The organism is Pseudomonas sp. GW823-FHT02F05 (genome assembly GCF_058797315.1).
The window spans coordinates 178940-199744 of the sequence record NZ_JBXAJM010000001.1; the positions used below are offsets into that span (position 1 = coordinate 178940).

At 60.0% G+C, this 20805-nt stretch carries 18 protein-coding genes; 4 read left to right on the plus strand and 14 right to left on the minus strand.

Translation table 11 applies throughout. The features are described 5' to 3' along the window. Window positions 1-21: 21 nt before the first annotated feature. The 5 genes from AC1RAC_RS00770 to AC1RAC_RS00790 all read right to left on the minus strand — a co-directional run bounded on the left by AC1RAC_RS00770 (window position 22) and on the right by AC1RAC_RS00790 (window position 6688). Window positions 22-2694 (minus strand): fimbria/pilus outer membrane usher protein, encoded by a 2673-nt coding sequence (locus AC1RAC_RS00770; protein ID WP_492616006.1) that lies wholly within the window; start codon window positions 2692-2694, stop codon window positions 22-24. 68 nt (window positions 2695-2762) lie between these two features. Further along, the gene (locus AC1RAC_RS00775) at window positions 2763-3554 is read right to left on the minus strand and encodes a fimbrial biogenesis chaperone (protein WP_229999370.1); all 792 of its coding nucleotides are present in this window, start codon (window positions 3552-3554) and stop codon (window positions 2763-2765) included. Window positions 3555-3647: 93 nt separating this feature from the next. Then, entirely contained in the window at window positions 3648-4211 is a 564-nt protein-coding gene (locus tag AC1RAC_RS00780; protein WP_034127482.1) for a fimbrial protein, read from the minus strand. Between the two features lie 233 nt (window positions 4212-4444). Next, window positions 4445-5521, minus strand: coding sequence for a 4-hydroxyphenylpyruvate dioxygenase (hppD, locus tag AC1RAC_RS00785; protein WP_034127483.1), 1077 nt, complete (start codon window positions 5519-5521; stop codon window positions 4445-4447). A 246-nt stretch (window positions 5522-5767) separates the two neighbouring features. Next, window positions 5768-6688 (minus strand): DMT family transporter, encoded by a 921-nt coding sequence (locus AC1RAC_RS00790; RefSeq protein ID WP_492616007.1) that lies wholly within the window; start codon window positions 6686-6688, stop codon window positions 5768-5770. A 77-nt stretch (window positions 6689-6765) separates the two neighbouring features. Between AC1RAC_RS00790 and AC1RAC_RS00795 the strand changes: the two genes are divergently transcribed. Continuing rightward, a complete protein-coding gene (locus AC1RAC_RS00795; RefSeq protein WP_213153044.1) occupies window positions 6766-7653 on the plus strand; it encodes a LysR family transcriptional regulator in 888 nt (295 codons plus the stop codon). Here AC1RAC_RS00795 and AC1RAC_RS00800 read toward each other — a convergent pair. From AC1RAC_RS00800 to AC1RAC_RS00820, 5 genes are read right to left on the minus strand one after another with little or no spacing between them, the layout of a single operon-like run. After that, window positions 7644-8690 (minus strand): fimbrial protein, encoded by a 1047-nt coding sequence (locus AC1RAC_RS00800; RefSeq protein WP_492616008.1) that lies wholly within the window; start codon window positions 8688-8690, stop codon window positions 7644-7646. The two genes, AC1RAC_RS00795 and AC1RAC_RS00800, sit on opposite strands and share 10 nt — an antisense overlap. Window positions 8691-8707: 17 nt before the next feature. Further along, window positions 8708-9457: a fimbrial biogenesis chaperone gene (locus tag AC1RAC_RS00805; protein ID WP_054919065.1), complete on the minus strand. Its 750-nt coding sequence runs from the start codon at window positions 9455-9457 to the stop codon at window positions 8708-8710. Beyond that, a complete protein-coding gene (locus AC1RAC_RS00810; RefSeq protein WP_492616009.1) occupies window positions 9457-12078 on the minus strand; it encodes a fimbria/pilus outer membrane usher protein in 2622 nt (873 codons plus the stop codon). The genes AC1RAC_RS00805 and AC1RAC_RS00810 overlap by 1 nt, the downstream gene beginning before the upstream one ends. Window positions 12079-12080: 2 nt before the next feature. Beyond that, on the minus strand, window positions 12081-12863 hold the full coding sequence (locus AC1RAC_RS00815; RefSeq protein ID WP_034127487.1) for a fimbrial biogenesis chaperone: 783 nt from the start codon (window positions 12861-12863) through the stop codon (window positions 12081-12083). Window positions 12864-12908: 45 nt separating this feature from the next. After that, a complete protein-coding gene (locus tag AC1RAC_RS00820; RefSeq protein ID WP_198716175.1) occupies window positions 12909-13469 on the minus strand; it encodes a fimbrial protein in 561 nt (186 codons plus the stop codon). Window positions 13470-13764: 295 nt separating this feature from the next. Here AC1RAC_RS00820 and AC1RAC_RS00825 point away from each other — a divergent pair, with 295 nt between their 5' ends. Both AC1RAC_RS00825 and AC1RAC_RS00830 read left to right on the plus strand, forming a co-directional pair. Next, window positions 13765-15309 (plus strand): EAL domain-containing protein, encoded by a 1545-nt coding sequence (locus tag AC1RAC_RS00825; RefSeq protein ID WP_492616010.1) that lies wholly within the window; start codon window positions 13765-13767, stop codon window positions 15307-15309. 194 nt (window positions 15310-15503) lie between these two features. Next, entirely contained in the window at window positions 15504-15869 is a 366-nt protein-coding gene (locus AC1RAC_RS00830; RefSeq protein ID WP_014718508.1) for a histone-like nucleoid-structuring protein, MvaT/MvaU family, read from the plus strand. A 111-nt stretch (window positions 15870-15980) separates the two neighbouring features. On the opposite strand, the gene AC1RAC_RS00835 is transcribed toward AC1RAC_RS00830, so the two are convergent. Beyond that, window positions 15981-16517 (minus strand): DUF4946 domain-containing protein, encoded by a 537-nt coding sequence (locus AC1RAC_RS00835; protein ID WP_054919069.1) that lies wholly within the window; start codon window positions 16515-16517, stop codon window positions 15981-15983. Between the two features lie 178 nt (window positions 16518-16695). Between AC1RAC_RS00835 and gloA the strand changes: the two genes are divergently transcribed. Beyond that, window positions 16696-17217, plus strand: coding sequence for a lactoylglutathione lyase (gloA, locus tag AC1RAC_RS00840; protein WP_054919070.1), 522 nt, complete (start codon window positions 16696-16698; stop codon window positions 17215-17217). Window positions 17218-17349: 132 nt separating this feature from the next. Here the strand turns inward: gloA and ahpF are convergent, their stop codons facing one another. From ahpF to AC1RAC_RS00855, 3 genes are all read right to left on the minus strand, one after another. Next, complete coding sequence (gene ahpF, locus AC1RAC_RS00845; protein WP_072446583.1) at window positions 17350-18915, minus strand: alkyl hydroperoxide reductase subunit F; 1566 nt, start codon at window positions 18913-18915, stop codon at window positions 17350-17352. A 130-nt stretch (window positions 18916-19045) separates the two neighbouring features. Beyond that, a complete protein-coding gene (ahpC, locus tag AC1RAC_RS00850) occupies window positions 19046-19609 on the minus strand; it encodes an alkyl hydroperoxide reductase subunit C (RefSeq protein ID WP_003191303.1) in 564 nt (187 codons plus the stop codon). Window positions 19610-19742: 133 nt separating this feature from the next. Next, window positions 19743-20675, minus strand: a complete 933-nt coding sequence (locus tag AC1RAC_RS00855; protein ID WP_072446581.1) for a site-specific integrase — start codon at window positions 20673-20675, stop codon at window positions 19743-19745. Window positions 20676-20805: the final 130 nt, after the last annotated feature.

The following is a 20805-nucleotide window of genomic DNA, read 5'->3' on the forward strand; positions in this document are numbered from 1 at the left end:
CAGTCATCCATCGGCACTCACTCATAGCTGCCCCGCAACCTGGCGCCCTTGGCTTGCCACGCACACCCCCTGAAGGTAATCGGTAGTGGCCTGTCGTTGGCCCTCGGTGATTGGCGGCATGTGGTAGTAGATATCGCACTGCTCGGCGATTTTGCTGCCCCACTTGACGGTCAGACGACCTTCCTGCGGGATGTCTCGGACGAAGGCTTTACTGGCCTGCCCCACCACGCCTACCTCACGCCCTTGCGCATCAAATACCTGTGCTGCAAATGGCAGCGGGCTGCCATTCTCGTGGACGCCCTTGACCAGTACCGCCCGACCACTGAGCGTGTCGAACTTGACCAGCGATACTGCGCCCGAGGTCGGTACGACGTTGCGCGTCGACTCCTGGAGCTCTACATCCATCGACATGCCTTCCGGATCGATTTCCACCGTATTATTCTGGACCGCCGTCAGATTGGGCACGACAGCGAACCCGCTGCTGTTGACCCGTGCACCGCTGCTCCCCCCGAGCCTGGCCCCTTCTGCACCTGGCACATGCACCAGCGCCGAGGCTTCGCCTAGGCTTTGCGAGAACGCGATACCTTCGGCATGAACGACCACCCCACCATCGGCGCCAAACGAAAGCTGCGAGCTATCGCGGCTCTGGCTATATCCGGCACGCAGTTGGGTGGCATCCGTGCGATAGCCGGCATAGGTGTTGAACTGGCCGGTGTGCGTGCTTTCACTGGTTGCGCGGCTGGCTGAAACACCGTAGTTGAGCGCGGTGTCCTCGCCCAGGAACCCGTTGATGCCCACCTGCTGCTGGCTGCCCCGTGTATCACCGGTGTCCCGGGAGAACGAAGTATTGATCGTCGGCGCTCGCGATTCGCCCCCCAGCGGCATCGACAGTGTGAGCATGTAGCGGTTATCGATACGCCCGGGTTGGCCGATACGCCCGAAAAACACATCGTCGCTGAGCTCGCTTTGGGTCAGTTGTCGCGTGTCCTGGACCCTGGAACGCTGTGCCGACAGGTTCCAGTTGACCTTGTTCCAGGTCGAGCCATAGCTGGCGGTGAATGAAACCTGGCGCCCTTCCTGTCCTCCCCAATAGTCGACGGAGCTGCCGTACAAGCTCAAGGTGCCGATACCCAACTGCTGGCTGACTGTCATGTCGAGCCGGCTTTTTTGCCGGGCATAGCTGTTGATGTCACCTGCCCGGCTCGCGATTTCGCGCACATTCAGTGCATCCTGCAGGTTCAGGTAACCCTCGGTGGAGAACCGATACGCACCCAGCGCAAAATGCGTACCCGAGGCCGGCAGGCTTTTGTTGTAACCCAGCCCCAGGCTTTGCCCGGACTGGCGCCCATGATCGGGCACCTCGGTATGGGAGGTGGCAGTGTCCAGAGAGAACGCACCGAAGGACGTATTCAACGCGATACCGAGCTTTCCCTGTTCATAGCCTTTGGAAACACTACCGCCACCGTAGACCGTCAGATCATCGGTCAAACCGTGCTGCAAAGTGCCTTGAAAGACGTTGGCGCCCTTCGCGTCAACGCCCTTTTGCTGCACCTTACCCAAGGTGGCGCTGTACTTTGTCGCGTCGGCGCGCAATAACTGCGGGGCCACCGAGTACGGCACGACGAAGGTGTTCCGACGCCCGTCGACTTCGGTCACGCTGACGATCAAATCACCACCGTAGCCGGTGGCATGCAGGTCACTGATAACAAAGGGGCCGGGCGGCACCGTGGTCTCATAAATGGTGTAGCCGTTCTGGCTGACCGTGACCGTTGCATTACTGTCGGCCGTCCCCCGAACCTGCGGTGCGTAACCTTGCTGCGTCTGCGGGCGCATCCGGTCGTCGGTGGCCAGAGTGACGCCCCGCACGCGCACCCCGTCGACAATCTGTCCGTTGCTGAAGGTGTCTCCGAGGGTCAGTTGTGACTGCCAGGGGATGATGCTGCGCTGTACATAAGTGGACGTGTTCTGATAAGTCTCAAAGCCAGTGCGGTTGCCCCAGGCCTGGGCGCCCTGATGTCGCAAGCGCCATGCACCCAGGTTGATACCGGCATTGAGGCCCAGGTAAGTACGACCGTCACCTTCACCTGCGGTGACCGTATTGGTACTGAAGTTGTAATTGAGCAGCCCGGCGGCAATGCCCTCATCCAACAACTCGGGGTCAATGTAGCCGCGCATGGAACGCTTCATGTAGGCCTGCGGCACGCTGGCCGCCAACTCGAGTGCACCCGGATCGAACGTGCTGGATGCCATCGGAATCCACTGCCCCAGGTCGCCGCAGTACTGGCCGGCGGCGGCAGGGTTCGAGAGTTCGCGCCCATGGGCATCAGTATCGACTTTATCCATCGCGATACCGATTTTTTCCAATACTTCACGACTCAAGCACGGCTGCGCCCCGGTCTTTGCATGGGCCGCAACAAACTCCACCTCCCTGCGCCCCAGGGTCTGGCCGTTGACTACGATATCTACGCGGTATATGCCAGGGCTCATCTGGTTGCTGGTATTGAACCGTGACGTGTCAACCGATGACGCCAGGCCACTGGAGAATGCGTTCAGATCAAAGCTCAACTCAGACGCAAGCGCGACATCGCTGGCGATCACGGCCGCACTCATCAAACCGCCCAGCATTATCGTGCGATGCTGGAATGGCAAAATCGGGGCGCAGCGATGCACCCGTACTTGGATGTGACTAGGCATAGTTATGACTTCAGTGGACGCTGAGAAATGTACGTTTGCTTGCCATCAGCAACGTTTAGGGGCCGCGTTCAGCGGTGCAATACAGCAGGCTGCGCGGATGAAAAGCCGCCGAAATCGTTGATGTAAGTGAAATCCACCCGCGCATCGGCGGGTATTACCTTCGCGGCTTTCGGCACCGGCACCTTCAACGTGCCTCCTGGCTCCACCATGCCCTCCGTCAGGGACAGTTTTTCCGCTTCGGGACCAGAGCCCATGAGCAGGACAATGTCGTTGAAGGTGACGTGATACGCCGAGGGGTTATGCACCTGTATCACGCTGCCTTGGGCGCCCCGTTCCACGGACCAGCGCAACAGCCCAGGCGCCTCCTCGGGTGTTCCAGGTAACTGCGCCGGACGAAAAAACACTTTGGTGCGGATACGAAACGCGAACTTGAAGTGATTCCGCTGGCTGTCTTCAAGCGTGGGGTCAAACTCACTGGCAGCGCCAGGCACTTCGAGTACGTTCAACCAGAACAGCGACTCTCTATCCGTCGGCAGCGGTGCCTTGGTGTAGGACAGGCGCATGGACTGACTTTTGCCGGCGTCCAGGCGAAATACCGGAGGAGACAGGACGAAAGGCACATCGCTCAGTGTCGGCGCTTCCTGCGCGTCACCCGCGTCCAGCCACGCCTGGACCAGGCGGGGCGCGTGTTTGTCATCATTGGTTACTCGCACGGTGACCTCACGTCGCGGCTCGGGGTAAATCTGTCGCGTACCGTCGATAACCACTCCCGCGTGCACCGTGTGCGATGCCATCCCCAAGGCCAGGCTCAGCGCGACCCGCACCACACGACGACTCAAGATCATCAGTAAATCCTGCATCAGGTAATCCTTGAAAACGGTTGTCCTGCGCCCGACCACTGGGTCGAGCGAGGATCTCAGGCAACAAACGCAGTGGTCATCAGCCTGGCTGCATCAAGGAAAGGTGACCGAGTACTGCACGCTGCTGGTGACATTGCCCGCGCCTGCCGCTCCGCCGTTGGCGATGTAGCGTGCGTAAAACGGCAAGGTCGCCAGACCACTGGTAACGGTGGCAACGGTCGAGTTATTACCTGTGCGCAAGTCCATTGGCGTGTTGGAAGCCCCATCGAGAATTTGTACCTCTACCCGGGAGGCGGGTGTCGCCGTTGCCGTGTTACGCAGGTTGCCGGTTGCCGGGTTGATGCCAGGGCTGGTCGGTTCATAACGTACGGCGACCTTGGTACCGTCCGGACACCCGCCCGAGCCGCCCACATACACAAAGTAGCGCTTGGCGCCTGCCGTATCGCCTGCTGCCTTGAGAGCCGAGGTTTGTACGCGGTCAAGCACTACCGGAAAGTTGGCGCCTGAGCCTGGCGAGGCCCCGGTACCGCCGCTGATGGTGCAGGTGGTGCCACTGACCGAGCCGGTGATCGTGATGGTACCGTCTGCCGCATGCGCGGAGCTGGCAGCGAAGCCGCACAAAGCGAGCACTGCAGCCGCCAGAGTTTGTTTTGTCATAATCAGTCTTTCCTCACAATTGGGGTTCGCGAAACGCAAGGTTGCGACACAGGAGAAGATCAGCTCTTGCGTCACTCCTGAGTGGAAGCCATGTCGACTCCGTTCCCCTGCCCCGAGGATTTGTCTGTTACAAGATCGGTCAGACCTGTTTGGCAGGCAAAAAAAGGCTCCGTACCTTTCGATACGGAGCCTGTGCGTGAAGCGCCGGAACAGCCTGCCCGGCCTCACATGGATCAGTCGGCGGTCAATACGCCACGACGCACCTGGTCGCGCTCGATCGACTCGAACAGTGCCTTGAAGTTGCCCTCGCCAAACCCATCGTCGCCTTTGCGCTGGATGAACTCGAAGAACACCGGGCCCATCAGGGTTTCCGAGAAGATCTGCAACAGAAGACGCTTGTCACCGGCAATCGACGAGCCGTCCAGCAGGATGCCGCGCGATTGCAACTGGTCCACTGGTTCACCGTGGTTCGGCAGGCGGCCTTCGAGCATTTCGTAATACGTGTCTGGCGGCGCCGTCATGAAGCGCATGCCGATCTTCTTCAGTGCATCCCAGGTCTTGACCAGGTCGTCGGTGAGGAACGCGACGTGCTGGATACCCTCACCGTTGAACTGCATCAGGAACTCTTCGATCTGCCCGGCCCCCTTGGACGACTCCTCGTTCAACGGGATACGGATCTTGCCGTCCGGCGCGCTCATGGCCTTGGAGGTCAGGCCGGTGTACTCGCCCTTGATATCGAAATAACGCGCTTCGCGGAAGTTGAACAGCTTCTCGTAGAAGTTGGCCCAATAGATCATGCGCCCGCGATAGACGTTGTGGGTCAGGTGGTCGATGACCTTCAGGCCAGCGCCTACCGGGTTGCGATCAACACCTTCGAGGTAGACGAAGTCGATGTCGTAGATCGAGTTGCCTTCGCCGAACCGGTCGATCAGGTACAACGGCGAACCGCCAATGCCTTTGATCGCCGGCAGGTTCAGCTCCATCGGGCCGGTGTCGATGTGGATCGGCTGGGCGCCCAGCTCCAGGGCACGTTTGTAGGCCTGTTGCGAGTCCTTGACGCGGAACGCCATGCCGCACACCGACGGGCCATGCTCGGCCGCGAAGTAAGAAGCGAGGCTATCGGGTTCGTTGTTGAGGATCAGGTTGATCTCGCCCTGGCGATACAGGTGCACGTTCTTGGAACGGTGGGTCGCCACTTTGGTGAAACCCATGATCTCGAAGATCGGCTCCAGCGTGCCTGGGGTGGGCGATGCAAATTCGATGAATTCAAAGCCCATCAGGCCCATTGGGTTGTCGAGTTGGTCGGTCATGTTCGGTGCCTCATCATTCTTGTGGGTAGCAATTGTTTAGTTGCAAGCAAGGATGAGGCTGGAGGGTGGCGCACAAGAAAGGCCTCGCACGCTGCGGGCGAGGAAGTCACCAAAGATGAGGGGGGAGCCAAGTAGCTTCATGGTGTCATCAGTCTCTGACGGCCGAGGCTTGCGTGAGCGCAAGTCCATATTCTTGTATGCGTAAACTGATTCTACACAGCGTAACCAGGTTTGTCCGTACTCTTATCAAATCCCCATTGCCCTGCCCCGCGCAAGGGGTTTGTTGCACAGGTAGATGCCCAACAGGATGACCGCGCCACCCGCCAGCATCGGCACCGTCAAGGCTTCGTCCAGCAGCAACGCGCTACATATCACCGCTGTCAGCGGGTTGAGGGCGATGAACACCCCGGAGCGGGTCGCGCCGATTCGCCGGATGCCGTCGTAGTAACCAATATAGGCCAGGGCCGAACCCAGCACGCCCAGGTACAGCAGGCTGTACCACTGCGCCAGCTGCAGCGCGCTGAAACCTTGCAGCGTCAGCCGACCGGTGGCGAGGGTGGCAAGGGTCAACATCAGCGTACCCCACAGCACCGACCAAGTGACGGTTTGCACCGGCCCCAACGTCTGGTTGAGTTCCCGAGACAGCAGCGAATAGGCCCCCCAGGCCATTACGCAGCCCAGGATCAACAGGTCACCGATCCAAGCGTTGCGGGCCCCCTGCATGAGGTTGGGATTGCGGCTCACGATCACCACAGCCGCCCCCAGCAGGCACAGCCCGATACCCAGCCACTTGGCCCGGCCCAGGCGCTCCTTGAACAACAACCAGGACGCCAGGCCGATCACTGCCGGGTTCAATGCCACGATCAACGAGGCCCGCGACGCATTGATGTAGTGAAGGCCATAGAAAAAACACAGGTTGTAGAAAAAGATGCCGCATAGGCCCAGCAGTACCAGCCGCGCCATTTGCCCTGTAGTTGGGCGCGCCAGTGGGATGCGCGCGCAGGCCAGGAACAGCAGCAACGCGAGGCTGGCCAGGATAAACCGCAGGCAGGCCGCGAGCAGCGGGTCCACGTGATCGGCCAGAAAGCGCCCGGCGACGAAGGTCCCGCCCCAGATCATGGTGACAGCCGCCAGCTTCAGGTAAGTGAGGCCTTCGCGGGCATGCATAAGAATGTGCTCAACGTGAGAAAGGATGGGACTATTCTTTTACTAATGATCTGTCATCGTAAAACAAGGCTTTACTCATGACCCTGACTCAGCTGGAAATCTTCTCCCTGGTCGCCGAACTCCGAGGCTTCACCAGTGCGGCGCATCGCCTGGGCATCAGCCAATCGGCGGTGTCCCATGCGATCAAGGCCCTGGAGCAGGAACTGGGGGTAGAGTTGTTTCGCCGGCACCAGACCCTGGTGGAACTGAGCGATATCGGCGCGCAGTTACTTGGGCGCGCACGGGGCATGCTGGGCCTGGCCAACACCTTGCAGCAGGAAGCCGCCGATGCCCGCGGGATGAAGCGCGGTACATTGCGTATAGGGTCGTTCGGCCCCACCGCTTCGAACCGTTTGCTACCAACCATTCTCAGCCACTTTCGAAGGGACTATCCGGGTATCGAGGTGCATGTAGACGAAGGGCCGGACCGGCAGGTCATTCAATGGCTGGATCAGCGCCGGGTGGATGTGGGCTTCGTGGTACTGGAGCAGGAACGCTTCGACACCGTGGCCCTGCTCGAAGACCAACTGGTGGCGCTGATACCGGTCGGCCATGCCTTGGCGGCAAGCATGGCGGTACCTTTGAAAGCGTTGTGCGATGACCCGTTCATCCTGACCGAGGCAGGCTCAGCAGAGCTGGTCACGCGTTTGTTTGGTGAAGCGCAGTTGCAACCTAAAGTGCGTTATCGCTGTACCCAGCTACTCACTACCCTGGAGGCGGTCAGCCGCGGCGACGGCCTGAGTATCGTGGCCCAGGGCTCACTGCCGGCCGATGCCGACCAGCGCTACGTTGCCCGTCCGTTGTCGCCGGGCGTACCGCGCCGCATAGGCCTGGCGGTGCTGGATCGCCGCCAGGCCTCTCCCGCAACCCTGGCGTTTATCGCACTGGCGCAAACGCTCTACCCTGATCCCGGGGCTCACCGGTAACTCAGGGTAAACGAGGCCAGGCCGTTGGCGGTCCCAGGCTTGATGGTCGACGCGGTCTGAACGTAACGGGCGGTCAAGGGAATCGTCAGGGTGCCGTTGCCCGTGTTTGCGACCTGCCATTGGTTCGGGTTGCCCACGCCGGAGGAATCGGGCCCATAGCTTACCAACCGATCGCCACTGAGCAATTGCAGGGCGACGCCGCGGGCGTGCGAGTTGCGGGTCAAGGACAACTGGTTACTGCGGTTGCCGGGTTCCGTCTGGTCAGTCACGGTGATCCATACATCCAGGATGCCGCCGGTGCCGCCGGCACAGTCCAGGGTTATGTCGCGACTAACGCTGCCGGCGCTGCTGCCGACTCCCTTGAAATCACGGCTGGGCACCTGCCCCAGCGGCATTGCAAGCGACGGCGTGGTCACCCGGCAAGTTGGCTTTTTCGGCGGCAATATCACCGTATCGGCAAAGTTGACCGAGGCAGCGCCGGGGCTTTCGATATTGACATTGGTCAGCATATACCTGGCGACTGTGTTCCCAGGGATGGTGCCCGAGGTGATCGGGCCCGTCGCCACCAGATACACGCGCCCTTGCAGGCCCCAGCCATTGGGTTTGTTGTGCTTGGTGTCCAACAGCGTGACGCCGGTGTGGGTGATGACCTTCAAATGCTGGGACGGATCCCCGGCCATCATGACGAACCCGACGCCAGGGTAGCTGGTCGCATAGACGGGCAACGTCAGCCCATTTGCGTTGAACGTCATGCCGGTTGCCTGCGAATTGACCACGCTGAGGTTGGCCGACACCGGCTGCGACAATGGCCAGTCGGTATAGCGGCACCGCATGACAAAGCCATTGCCGGCGAAGTCATAGCCACTTGGGTAGCCAATCGCCTCGCCCACCTGCAGGTTGTCAGGCAGGGTGATGGGCGGGACGAACAGCGTCACCGGGGCTTGGGGGGTACAGACGCCCGCATTGAAATGCGCCTGTGCGTCCATCGCGACTGCGCAAATACTCAAGCACACGCCAATCTGTAAAAACCTGAACATAAATTGCCGGACACCGTTCATATCGCCAAATCCTTCGTGTGCCCCAAAGACACTGTGTGCGTACGCGTCATGCCATGGTCATCCAGGGTGGTAAATCGCAGCGCGACCGTACCCTGCCCCCACGGCGCCGGGCCCTCCAGCACGATGCGGGCAACCGAGCGCGGCAACAGCATCGGCGGGGCCTCACTGTGGTACTCGACGCCATCGACGGTCAGCAACACGCTGGAAAGCGTCACATGAAAGGCACTGGGATTGCGCACCTGCAGGACCGGGCCGTCGCCTGCCAGGCGCCACTGCAACGTATCCACCGCCTGCTGCGCTTGGCCTGGCAACGCGTCCGGGCGCAGGAAGAGCTTGATCCGTGTGCGAAAGGCAAATTGCAGCTGGTTGCCGGTGTCGACAGACGGGCGGATCCCCAGCACATTCAGCCAGTACACCAACTCCTGAGGCACGGCCATGGCCTTGTCTTGGGTCGCGTGATACATCACCCGCAATGCGCGGTGCTTGCCGGCATCCAGGCGCAGGATCGGCGGGGTCACCGTAAAGGGCACATCACTGGACTCGGGCGCGACCTGCGGGTCCCCCGCATCGATCCACACCTGGGCCAATCGCGGGCCGTCGGCCTCATTGTGCAGGTTGACCGTTACCCCAGCGGCGCTGGCCGGGTAAATGATGCGCGTGCGGTCAATGACGATTTCCCCATGGGCCAATACTGTCTGCACCGCCAGGGCCAGGCCAAGCAGCACGCGGAGCAATCGATGAGTCATCAACTGCGCTCCTCGTCCGCATCACCATGGTCGGCACATTGACTGACCAACTGGTCCGCGCTTTCCTGGCGTTGCTCGGGCCTGCGCGGCGGCAGACGGTAATGGATGAAGCACTGGTCAGCCGCCCCTGCATTCCAGCGCACCGTCAAGCGCCCCTGGTCGGCAACCCCGCGCACAAAAGCTTTGCCAGCCTGGCCGATCACGCCGATTTCGACGCCGCGCTCGTCAAACACTTGCGCGGCAAATGGCAACGGCTTGCCACCCAGATGAGTGGCCTTGATCACCACGGCACGGCCACTGACGGTCTCGAACCTGACCAGTGAGACGGCTCCCAGCGTCGGCACCACGGCGTGACTCGATTCCTTGAGTTCGACATCCATGGGCATGCCCTCGGGATCGATATCTACTTCATTGCGCTGATAAGCCCTGAGGGCTGGCAGCACCGCATAACCCTGCTTATCGATACGCGCCCCGCTGCTGCCGAGCCGGGCACCTTGTGCATCCGGCGCATACACCAGTGCCGAGGCTTCACCGAGGTTTTGCGCGAAGGTCACGCCACCCTCGTGGGCTATCAGCCCGCCATCGGCACTCATGGATAGTTGCGAACTGTCGCGGGCCTGGGCGTAGCCGGCCCGCAGGCTCGCAGCCCGGCTGCGATAGCCCGCGTAGGCATTGAAGCTGGAGCCTTGCTGGTGGCCCGTGCCACGGCTGCCAGTCAGCCCGTAGCTGGCTTCACCGGTGTCACCCAGCAAACCATTGATTCCCACCTGATGCTGGCTGCCGCGTGAATCGCCAGCATCGTGCGACAGGCTGCTGCTCAGGGTTGGCGCACGCGTTCCTGCGCCCAATGGCATGGACAGTGTCAGAACCAGGTGATTATCCACGCGCCCGGCTTGCGCCGACCGGCCAAAAAAGATTTCGTCGCTGCGCTCGTGATCGTTCAATTGATGGGTTTCACTGACACGCGAGCGCTGCGCCGAAAGGTTCCAGTTGAGTGACTTCCAATTAGCCGCATAACTGAGGGTGAAGGATGTCTGGCGCCCTTGGCGGCCCGCCCAGTAGTCGATGGAGCTGCCATACAGGCTCAGCGAGCCTGCGCCCAACTGCTGGCTGATTGTCAGGTCGAGGCGGCTTTTCTGCCTCGCGTAACTGTTGATACTCCCGCCTTGGCGGGCCAGTTCCCGCACATTGAGCGCATCAGGCAGGTTCAGGTACCCGTCCGTGGAGAAACGATAGGCGCCCAGCGCAAAGTGCGTTCCCGAGAACGGCAGGTTCTTGTTATAAGCCAGGCCCCAGCTTTGCCCGCCGACTACGCCCAGCCCCCGAACCTGAGTGCGCGAGTAGGTGCTGTCGAGGGAGAACGCGCCAATCGGAGTGCTCATCGCCAGGCCGGCCTTGGCCTGGCCGTAGCCTTGGGAAAGCGTACTGCCACCATAGGCGCTCAGACGATCGCCCAGGCCATGCTGCAGCGTACCCTGCAAGATCAGCGGGCTGGCATCGCTGACGCCGTATTGCTGCAACTGCCCCAAGGTCACACTGTAGTGGCTGGCACCGTCACGCAGCAGGTAAGGCACCACGGCGTAAGGCACCACGAAGCTGCTGCGCCGGCCGTCGACCTCGGTGACACTGACGTGCAGGTCGCCGCCATACCCGGTGGGGTACAGGTCATCGATGACAAACGGCCCCGGGGCCACTGTGGTTTCGTAAAGGGTGTAGCCGTTCTGGCGCACTGTCACCGTTGCATTGCTGTCGGCAATGCCTCGCACCTGAGGCGCATAGCCTTGTTGCGACTGGGCAAGCATGCGGTCATCGGTGGCCAGGGTGATGCCGCGTATACGCACACCGTCGAGGATCTGGCCACTGCTGAAGCTGTCACCGACGGTCAGTTGTGAACGCCAGGCGGCAAGGGACCGTTGCAGGTAGGTGGCGGTGTGTTGATAACGCGCCAGGCCGCTACCGGATGCCCACGCCTGCCCACCCTGATGGCGCAGTCGCCAGTCGCCCAGGTTGAGACCGCCGTTGAGGCCCAGGTAGCCACGATCCTCACCGGCGCCCGCTGTCGCCGTCGCGGCACTGAAGTTGTAGTTGAGCAGCGCGGCGTCAATGCCATTGTCCCATTCAGACGGGTCAATGGAGCCGCGCGCGGAACGGTTGATATAGATCTGCGGGATGCTGACATCCAGGGTCAGGGTCTCGATATCGACGCGGCTGCTGGCCATGGGTATCCACTCGGCAAAATCCCGGCAGGCATGCTCGGTGTTATCCGCCAGCGCCTGCACAGAAACCCCCAGTTGGCCAAGCTCGGCAGCGTTCAGGCAAGGCTGGGCGTCGTCCTGTCCGGCAAGGGGGACGAAGGTGATCTCGCGGCGTCCCATCGATTGCCCGTTGAGCATCACATCTACGCGGTAGACACCTGGCGCCAACACGTTGCTGGTATTGAAGCGTGAGATATCTGCCGAAGAGGACAGCCCGCTGGCGAACGCCTCGATGTCAAACACCAGTGGCGCGGCTTCTGCCGACATCAATAAGGTACTGAGCAGGCCCAGCCACAGCAGTAAGTTGGGGTTGGCAAACAGCCAGGCCGTAAAGCGGTGAACGGGTATTTGCAATAAGGCATACATGATCAGAACTTCAGGGGAGCACGCTGCGGCACGGAGAATGCGCCGTAATCATTGATGTATTTGAAATGCACCTGGGCGTCGGCGGGTATTGCTTGTGCGACATCCTTGACGGGCAGCTTCAGGCTGCCGCCGGGGGGCACCATGCCCTCTCCCGCCGGTAACAGGCGAGCACCCGGGCCCGAGCCCATGGCCAAGGCAACCTCATTGAAGGTCACGTGATAAGCCGATGGGTTGTGCACTTCCAGTAGCGGTCCCTGGGCACTCCGGTGCAGGGTCCAGCGTAAGTGGGTGGGCGCCTCGTCCGCGGAGCCCGGCAATTGGGCCGGGCGGAAAAACACTTTGGTGCGGATACGAAAAGCGAACTGCAGGTGGTTCGAAGGGGCCTCTTGCGGGCTGCCCGGTGCCACGTTGACCTTGGGCGGTATCTCCAGGGCGTTGAGCCAGAACAACGATTCGCGGTCATCCGGCAGTGGGTCCTGGGTATACACCAGTCGCACTACCTGGCTTTTGCCCGCGTCCATGCGAAACACAGGCGGCGACAGGCTGAACGGCACGTCGCTGCCGGTGGGGTCTTGCGCCGGGTCGCCCTGGTCCAGCCACACCTGGACCAGGCGCGGCGCTCGCTGATCGTCATTGGTCAGGCGCAGCGTGATTTCTCGACGCTGCTGCGGATAGATGTGCCGCGTGCCGTCGATCACTACGCCGGCGTGAGCGGCGGACAGCAACCCGACACTGGTCAGCAGTGCGCTCAGCAGGGGGGTCACTAGCAATGTCCGGGCAAGCATTTCGTCTGTCCTTGCCTGGCGCACGGCCAGGCAACGGGGCCTCGATCAGGGGAACGTCACCGAATACAGCACTTGCGTACTGACCGGGCCTGGCGTAGCAGTGCCCGTGGCAATGTATTGGGCAGCAAAGGGCAGCGACACCTCGCCGCTTGCCGGGACTTTCGCGGGGCTGGAGTTCTGGCCCAGGCGCAAATCCATGGGCTGGTGGGTGACGCCATCCACAAGTTGCACCTCAACGAGGGTGGCAGGCGTCGGCTTGGCGGGTGCCTGGTTGACCAGGTTACCGGTCGCCGGATTGATCGCGGGGCTGCTGCTCTCATACATCACGGCGACGGTCGTATCCTTCGGGCAGGAACCGACATGGATGTAATAGGGTTTCGCCCCGGCAGTCTGGCCGGGCGCCTTGAGCGCGCTGGCCTGGACCTTGTTGAGTGGCACCGAAAAGTCCGGGCTGGTGCCGGGCGCAGAGCCCGTGCCACCACTGATGCTGCAAGTGGTGCCGGTGATTTCACCGGTCAAGGTGATCTTGCCGTCTGCGGCAACAGCAGGCAGAGCGGCAACGCCGGTGACCGCCAGAAATACAACGGCCAATGCGATAGTTTTCATTACAGATACTTCCTCGTGAATGTCAGTGAAAGAGTTGCAAGCCATGACTCATCAATCGAAGGGCGAGACGCGGCCCTCCCGCCAAAATTGGGCTGAGCGGCTATGAAAGAGGCTGTAGGGATTAAGGGCTACCGAGTCTCTTACGTTTTGCAATGAAGTTTATGTTGCCAAGTTGAAGTGCCCGCCACAACTGACCGAACGGCTAGGTCAGTAGGCGTTAAACAAGTGAGCAGCCCCGTGCAATGCCATCTATCATCGGCAGAGTCCACTCTCTTTTTCACGATTGACTGCTCCCATGCCCCTGACCGTCAAAGGCCCACGAAGCCGAGCCGCACGCTATTTCATCAGCACCCTGTGCGGGCTGCTGCCCATTCTGTTGGGGGTGGTAATTCTTTACTGGCAAGCCGAACGCACGCTCGAGCAAAGCACAGCGCAAACCGCTCAAGAAGCGGTGCGCCAGTTCGACCTGATGCTGGACAATACCGCCATCGCTGCCCAAGCTTTGCTGCCGCTGGCCGGTAAACCTTGTGACAGCGTCGCCAAGTTGGCGCTACGTGAACAAGTCACGCGCCGGCCGTTTGTGCGGGCCACGACGCTGTCCTGGCAGAAAAACATCTATTGCAGTTCGTTGTTTGGCGGTCGCTACCAATCGCCCGTCAACCCGGACGACTATGTCGATGGGCGCCTGTGGTTGATGAATGGCAACCCCGTTACACCCGATACCGCGCTATTGGTGTATCGCCTGGTGGAAGGCGATCAAGGCGCGTTTGCCTCGGTTGACGGTTACCACCTCACCAACGCCTTGCGCCTGATCAGCCGTTACGCGCACTTGGTACTGCACGTCGGCCCGAACTGGCTGGGTGCCGACGGCAAGGTGCATCAAGGCGCGCTGCCGGTATTTGCCGTGGCGCCACAACGCCTGGCTTCCGAGCGCTATCAATACAGTGTCGAGGCCGGGATGCCCGAGGGTGAAGTCTGGCGCTACATGCAGGCGCGGTATCCGGCGCTGTTCAGCCTGGTGGTGTTCTTCGGGATATTGGCGGGGCTGCTCGCTCACTGGCTGCAAAAACGCTCGTCCGCGCCGACCCACGAGTTACAACGCGCCTTGGGAGCCAATGAGTTCATCCCGTATTTCCAACCGGTGATACGGGGTGACACACGCCAATGGGCCGGCTGTGAGGTCCTGATGCGCTGGAAGCATCCCAAAGAAGGCCTGGTGCGCCCGGACCTGTTTATTCCCCTGGCCGAAGACTCTGGCCTGATCGTGCCGATGACCCGTGCCCTGCTGCGCCAGACCGCCGTGCAATTGGCGCCCCATGCCGCACGCTTCAGCCCTGGCTTTCATATCGGCGTGAACATCACAGCCCGCCATTGCCAGGACATGGCGCTGGTGCAGGACTGCCGGGAATTCCTCGCCGCGTTCCCACCCGGCCAGGTCACCCTGGTGCTGGAGTTGACCGAGCGGGAACTGATCGAACCCACCGAGACCACCCGCCGCCTGTTCGAGGCGCTGCATCAAATGGGGGTCATGATCGCCATTGATGACTTCGGCACCGGCCACTCCAGCTTGGGCTATTTGCGCAATTTCAATGTCGACTACTTGAAGATCGATCAAAGCTTTGTCGCCATGATCGGTGCGGATGCGCTGTCGCGGCATATTCTAGACAGCATCATAGAGTTGTCGGTCAAGCTGGATCTAGGCATTGTTGCCGAAGGCGTAGAAACAGCCCAACAGTGTGAATACCTCGTTGCCCAGGGCGTGGATTTCCTACAGGGTTACCTGTTTGGTCGACCATTACCCTGCGATGAATTCATTAAATCGTTGGGTATCGTTGAATAGCTGCGTACCACCTACCATGAAAGATTGGTCTTTCTTTAAAAGACATGATTTACTCGAGATGAATTAACTACTACAATTTTTTCTGCCTGTGCAGAACTCGCAGAAGGGTCTTTTTCGTTGACGTGGCTTAACGTTCTTGGCTTATAGCTTTGTCTGCAGTTGATATCAGCAACTACATTATTGGAGTATATATTTTGTCCAGACTCGCCGAATTTCGCGCAGCAGAAAAAGCCCTTCAAGAGCAGCTTGCCCAGCTGGAATCCTTGAAGAACGACGCTGGCCTGAAGAAAGAAATCGAATTCGAAGAAAAGCTCAAGACGCTGATGGGCAAATACGACAAAAGCCTGCGCGATGTGATCGCCATCCTCGATCCAGCGCCACGCAAAGGCGGCGCACCGGCCGCCGCGGCGCCAAAACAGCGCCGCGCACGGGTGGTCAAGGTTTACCACAACCCGCACACCGGCGAGCTGATCGAGACCAAAGGTGGCAACCACCGCGGCCTCAAAGCCTGGAAAGAGCAGTACGGCGCCGCCACTGTAGACTCCTGGCTTCGTGGCTGAAACATGTACTAAAAAATAGCCCCGCATACGCGGGGCTTTTTTTGCTCTAACGGTTCGGAATCGAACTTAACTCAGGGTTCGTATTGTTCAAATTCGCTCAGCTTGAACCTGTCAAAGTTTCAGACTGTTGCGCACCAGACTGACTTCCTCCTTGCTCGCCTCGTACGCTTGCGCCTGGCCTGCGTATGAAAAAACATAGGCTTTGTCGACATCCAGCGCACCGACTAATGTTTGCGACAATACGTGTCGACCGTTCTCGGTAATCACACAGGTAGTTTCCAGCGCATCAAGACGACTCAATGTCGTGGGGTGCATTTTGCTGCACACGCTTTGATAACCACCACGGGCAAAGTCTTTCTGGATCGACTTGCGCATCTCCAGCAACACGCCGGGAAGATTAACTTTATGGCCGGCCTCAATCGGCGTTCCGGTCAACTCCATCACCATCAACGTGGCGCCATTTTCATCATTCTTGATCGCTCGCTGCCGGGACACTGCTTGGGGTTTGGCAAGGAGCTCGCCGTCAGGCACTACTTCCTCGACCTGCCAACCGCTGGGCCAATGGACTTCCGGCTCGGCGGCCAGCACAAACGGGCTGCCCAACAACACGCACACAGCACTCAACAGTGGCCTACGAAACTCGATCATTGCAAAAACACCCAAGGTTCCAGCGGCAAAGTGTGCGGCCCGGCACGCGCTGACTGCAAGGGTTGGGCGCGCTTTTACATTTGGCGCACCCGGTGCGGCTTGCGTATCATGGCCCGCCTGCATGGACGCAGGCCGCAAGCCAATGGACCGCTCATCTCACATTTTTTCTGGAGGGCCCATGAGCCTGCACGAATTGAACACCTTCCCGGGCGTCACTGCCCAACCCGACAGCGCCACGGCGAACTTTGTGTTCAACCACACCATGTTGCGGGTCAAGGACATCACCAAGTCGCTGGACTTCTACACGCGCATCCTGGGTTTCTCCCTGGTCGAGAAACGTGACTTCCCGGAAGCCGAATTCAGCCTGTACTTCCTGGCCCTGGTGGACAAGGCCCAGATCCCGGCCGACGCGGCCGAGCGCACTCAGTGGATGAAGTCGATTCCGGGCATTCTCGAACTGACCCACAACCACGGCACCGAAAACGATGCCGACTTTGCCTACCACAACGGCAACACCGACCCGCGTGGTTTTGGTCATATCTGCATCTCGGTGCCGGACATTGTCGCGGCGTGCGAACGTTTCGAAGCCTTGGGTTGCGACTTCCAGAAACGCCTGACGGATGGCCGTATGAAGAGCCTCGCGTTCATCAAAGACCCGGATGCTTATTGGGTGGAGATCATCCAGCCGGCGCCGATGTAATAAGCACTGCGTGACGGGGAGCGTCACCGGATGCATTCCCATGCGGAGCGTGGGAACGAGAATCCCGCGCCGGGCGTGGGAACGAGAAAAACCCCATGATCGCTCATGGGGTTTTTTATTTGCAGCCCAGGATTACGCCGGAGCAGAGGCGCGGATCAAGTGATCGAACGCGCTCAACGAAGCCTTGGCGCCCTCGCCTACTGCTATCACGATCTGCTTGTACGGCACAGTCGTTACGTCTCCGGCGGCGAACACGCCAGGCAGTGAAGTCTCGCCACGGGCATCGACAATGATCTCGCCACGCGGCGACAGCTCTACGCTGCCTTTGAGCCAGTCGGTGTTGGGCAGCAAGCCAATCTGCACAAAGATGCCTTCCAGGTCGATGGTCTTGAACTCACCAGTGTCGCGGTCCTTGTAGGCAAGGCCGGTGACTTTCTGGCCATCGCCTTTGACTTCACTGGTCAGCGCGCTGGTGATCACATCCACGTTCGGCAGGCTGTAGAGCTTGCGTTGCAACACGGCATCGGCGCGCAGCTTGCTGTCGAATTCAAGCAAGGTGACATGGCTGACGATACCGGCAAGGTCAATGGCCGCTTCTACGCCGGAGTTACCGCCGCCGATCACCGCCACACGCTTGCCCTTGAACAGCGGGCCATCGCAATGCGGGCAGAAGCATACGCCCTTGGCCTTGTATTCCTGCTCACCGGGCACACCCATCTCTCTCCAGCGCGCGCCTGTGGCCAGGATCACGGTCTTGGACTTGAGGGTCGCACCGCTTTCGAAGCGAATTTCGTGCAGCTCACCGGCATTTTTTGCCGGAATCAAGCTACTGGCGCGTTGCAGGTTCATGATGTCCACGTCGTACTGACGCACATGGGCTTCCAGTGCGCTGGCCAGTTTCGGCCCTTCGGTTTCCTGTACCGAGATAAAGTTCTCGATGGACATGGTGTCCAGCACCTGGCCACCAAAGCGTTCAGCCGCCACACCGGTACGAATACCTTTACGTGCCGCATAGATGGCAGCCGAAGACCCGGCCGGGCCACCGCCAACTACCAGGACGTCGAAGGCATCCTTGGCGCTGATTTTCTCCGCGGCTTTCTCGATACCGCTGGTGTCGAGCTTGGCGAGGATTTCTTCAAGGCCCATACGGCCTTGGCCAAAGTTGACCCCGTTCAAGTAGACACTCGGGACCGCCATGATCTGGCGCTCATCGACTTCAGCCTGGAACAGCGCGCCATCAATCGCAACGTGGCGGATGTTCGGGTTCAGCACGGCCATCAGGTTCAGCGCCTGAACCACGTCCGGGCAGTTCTGGCACGACAGCGAGAAGTAAGTCTCGAAGCTGAACTCGCCTTTGAGGGCGCGGATCTGTTCAATCACTTCGACACTGGCCTTCGACGGGTGGCCACCGACTTGCAGCAGGGCCAGCACCAGCGAAGTGAATTCATGGCCCATGGGGATACCGGCGAAACGCAGGCTGATCTCGGCACCCGGGCGGTTGATGGAAAACGATGGCTTGCGCGCATCATTGCCATCGGTGTTCAGAGTAATCAGCGTGGATAGGCTGGTTACGTCCTGCAAAAGAGCAAGCATTTCCTGGGATTTCGCACCGTCGTCGAGGGAGGCGACGATCTCGATCGGCTGGGTGACCCGTTCCAGGTATGACTTCAACTGAGCTTTAAGATTGGCGTCCAACATACGGGCGATTTCCTGTTCATTCGGTTTATTGCAGACAAAAAAACGCCCGAGCGAATCTCGCCCGGGCGTTTTGAGGGCGGATGCAGCTTACTTAAGTGCGGATACCCGCCCTTGATACGCGTTCACAGACTTAGATCTTGCCGACCAGATCCAGAGACGGCGCCAGAGTGGCCTCGCCTTCTTTCCACTTGGCTGGGCACACTTCACCCGGGTGGGCGGCAACGTACTGAGCAGCCTTGATCTTGCGCAGCAGCTCGGAAGCGTCACGGCCTACACCACCATCGTTCAGTTCAACGATCTTGATCTGACCTTCTGGGTTGATCACAAAGGTGCCGCGGTCTGCCAGGCCAGCTTCTTCGATCAGTACGTCGAAGTTGCGGGAGATGGTCAGGGTTGGGTCGCCGATCATGGTGTACTGGATTTTGCCGATGGCTGGCGAAGTGTTGTGCCAGGCAGCGTGGGCGAAGTGGGTGTCGGTGGAAACGCTGTAGATTTCGACGCCCAGCTTCTGGAATTCGGCGTAGTTGTCAGCCAGGTCTTCCAGTTCGGTCGGGCAGACGAAGGTGAAATCGGCTGGGTAGAAGAAGACAACCGACCACTTGCCTTTCAGGTCAGCGTCGGTCACATCGACGAAGCTGCCGTTTTTGAAAGCGGTGGCTTTAAACGGTTTTACTTGGCTGTTGATGATAGGCATCGTTGACTCTCCGTCAGGGGTTAAGAAGTTGATGAGGTGAATCCTACCGGCTCTCTCGGTCGATGGCTCATTGGCAAACCTGATGCTGACGATTGGGTTTCTCTATCAGGTGACGCTATTAATAGAAAAAATCTCAAATCAGCGGTTGTGTTGCCAGGGTCATGCCTAGAAACGGCGTCGCTTCAACATAGCGCATCGCAGATTTCATGTCGTTCCAGCCGACGTAACTCATCAGCGACTTCAAATCCCAACCACTTCGATGCGCCCAAGTGGCGAAACCCCGACGCAGGGAGTGGCTGGTGTATTGATCGGCGGGGATGCCTGCGCGCTCAAGGGCCTGGCGCAATAACGGGATCACACTGTTGGGGTGCAAGCCCTCCTCACCCAGGTTGCCCCAGCGATCAATCCCACGGAATACCGGGCCGCGCACCAACGCCGAGGCGCTGAGCCACTCGCTATAAGCCTGCACCGGGCACAGCCGCAGCAACGCTGGGGTCTGGTAGGTTTTGCCGAGGTTGTCACGGTCACTTTTGCTGCGTGGCAAGTACAGGCTGATGCCTGCGCCTGGCACGGCTTGCACGTGCTCAATGCTTAATCGGCACAGCTCATCACTGCGAAAGCCGCGCCAGAAGCCCAGCAGAATCAGCGCAGCGTCGCGCTTGGCCCGCAGCAAGCGCGGCTGGTCGTGACGCTCGCTGGCCTGTTTGGCTTCAATGTCCAAAGCAGCGATTACTTGCTCCAACTGCGTGAGCTGCAAAGGCTCGGCCTGCCGCTCCCGCGCCGGGTGCACGGCGCGGATGCCCTTGAGCACCTTGCGTACCACCGGCGCCTTCGTCGGGTCGGCAAACCCTTGGCTGGTATGCCATTGCGCCAAGGCCGAGAGCCGCAATTTCAAGGTGTTGACTGCCAATACCCCGGCATGCGCCACGAGGTAGCGCGCCACACTCTCGCTGGTGGCCGGCAGGAACCCTCCCCAACTGACTTCGAAATGCTCGATCGCCGCGCGGTAGCTGCGGCGCGTGTTGTCGCGAGTGGCGGCGTTGAGATATCGGTCGAGGTCGCTCATAGGCGTGTTTTCGTACTGCTGAAGGGGTGGATGGCTGATGAAAATGCTTATGACACGGGATAATACGCCAATATCCCATCTGTTAAATCATGAATTTCAACCAGATTTCAATCATGATATAGTATGTATA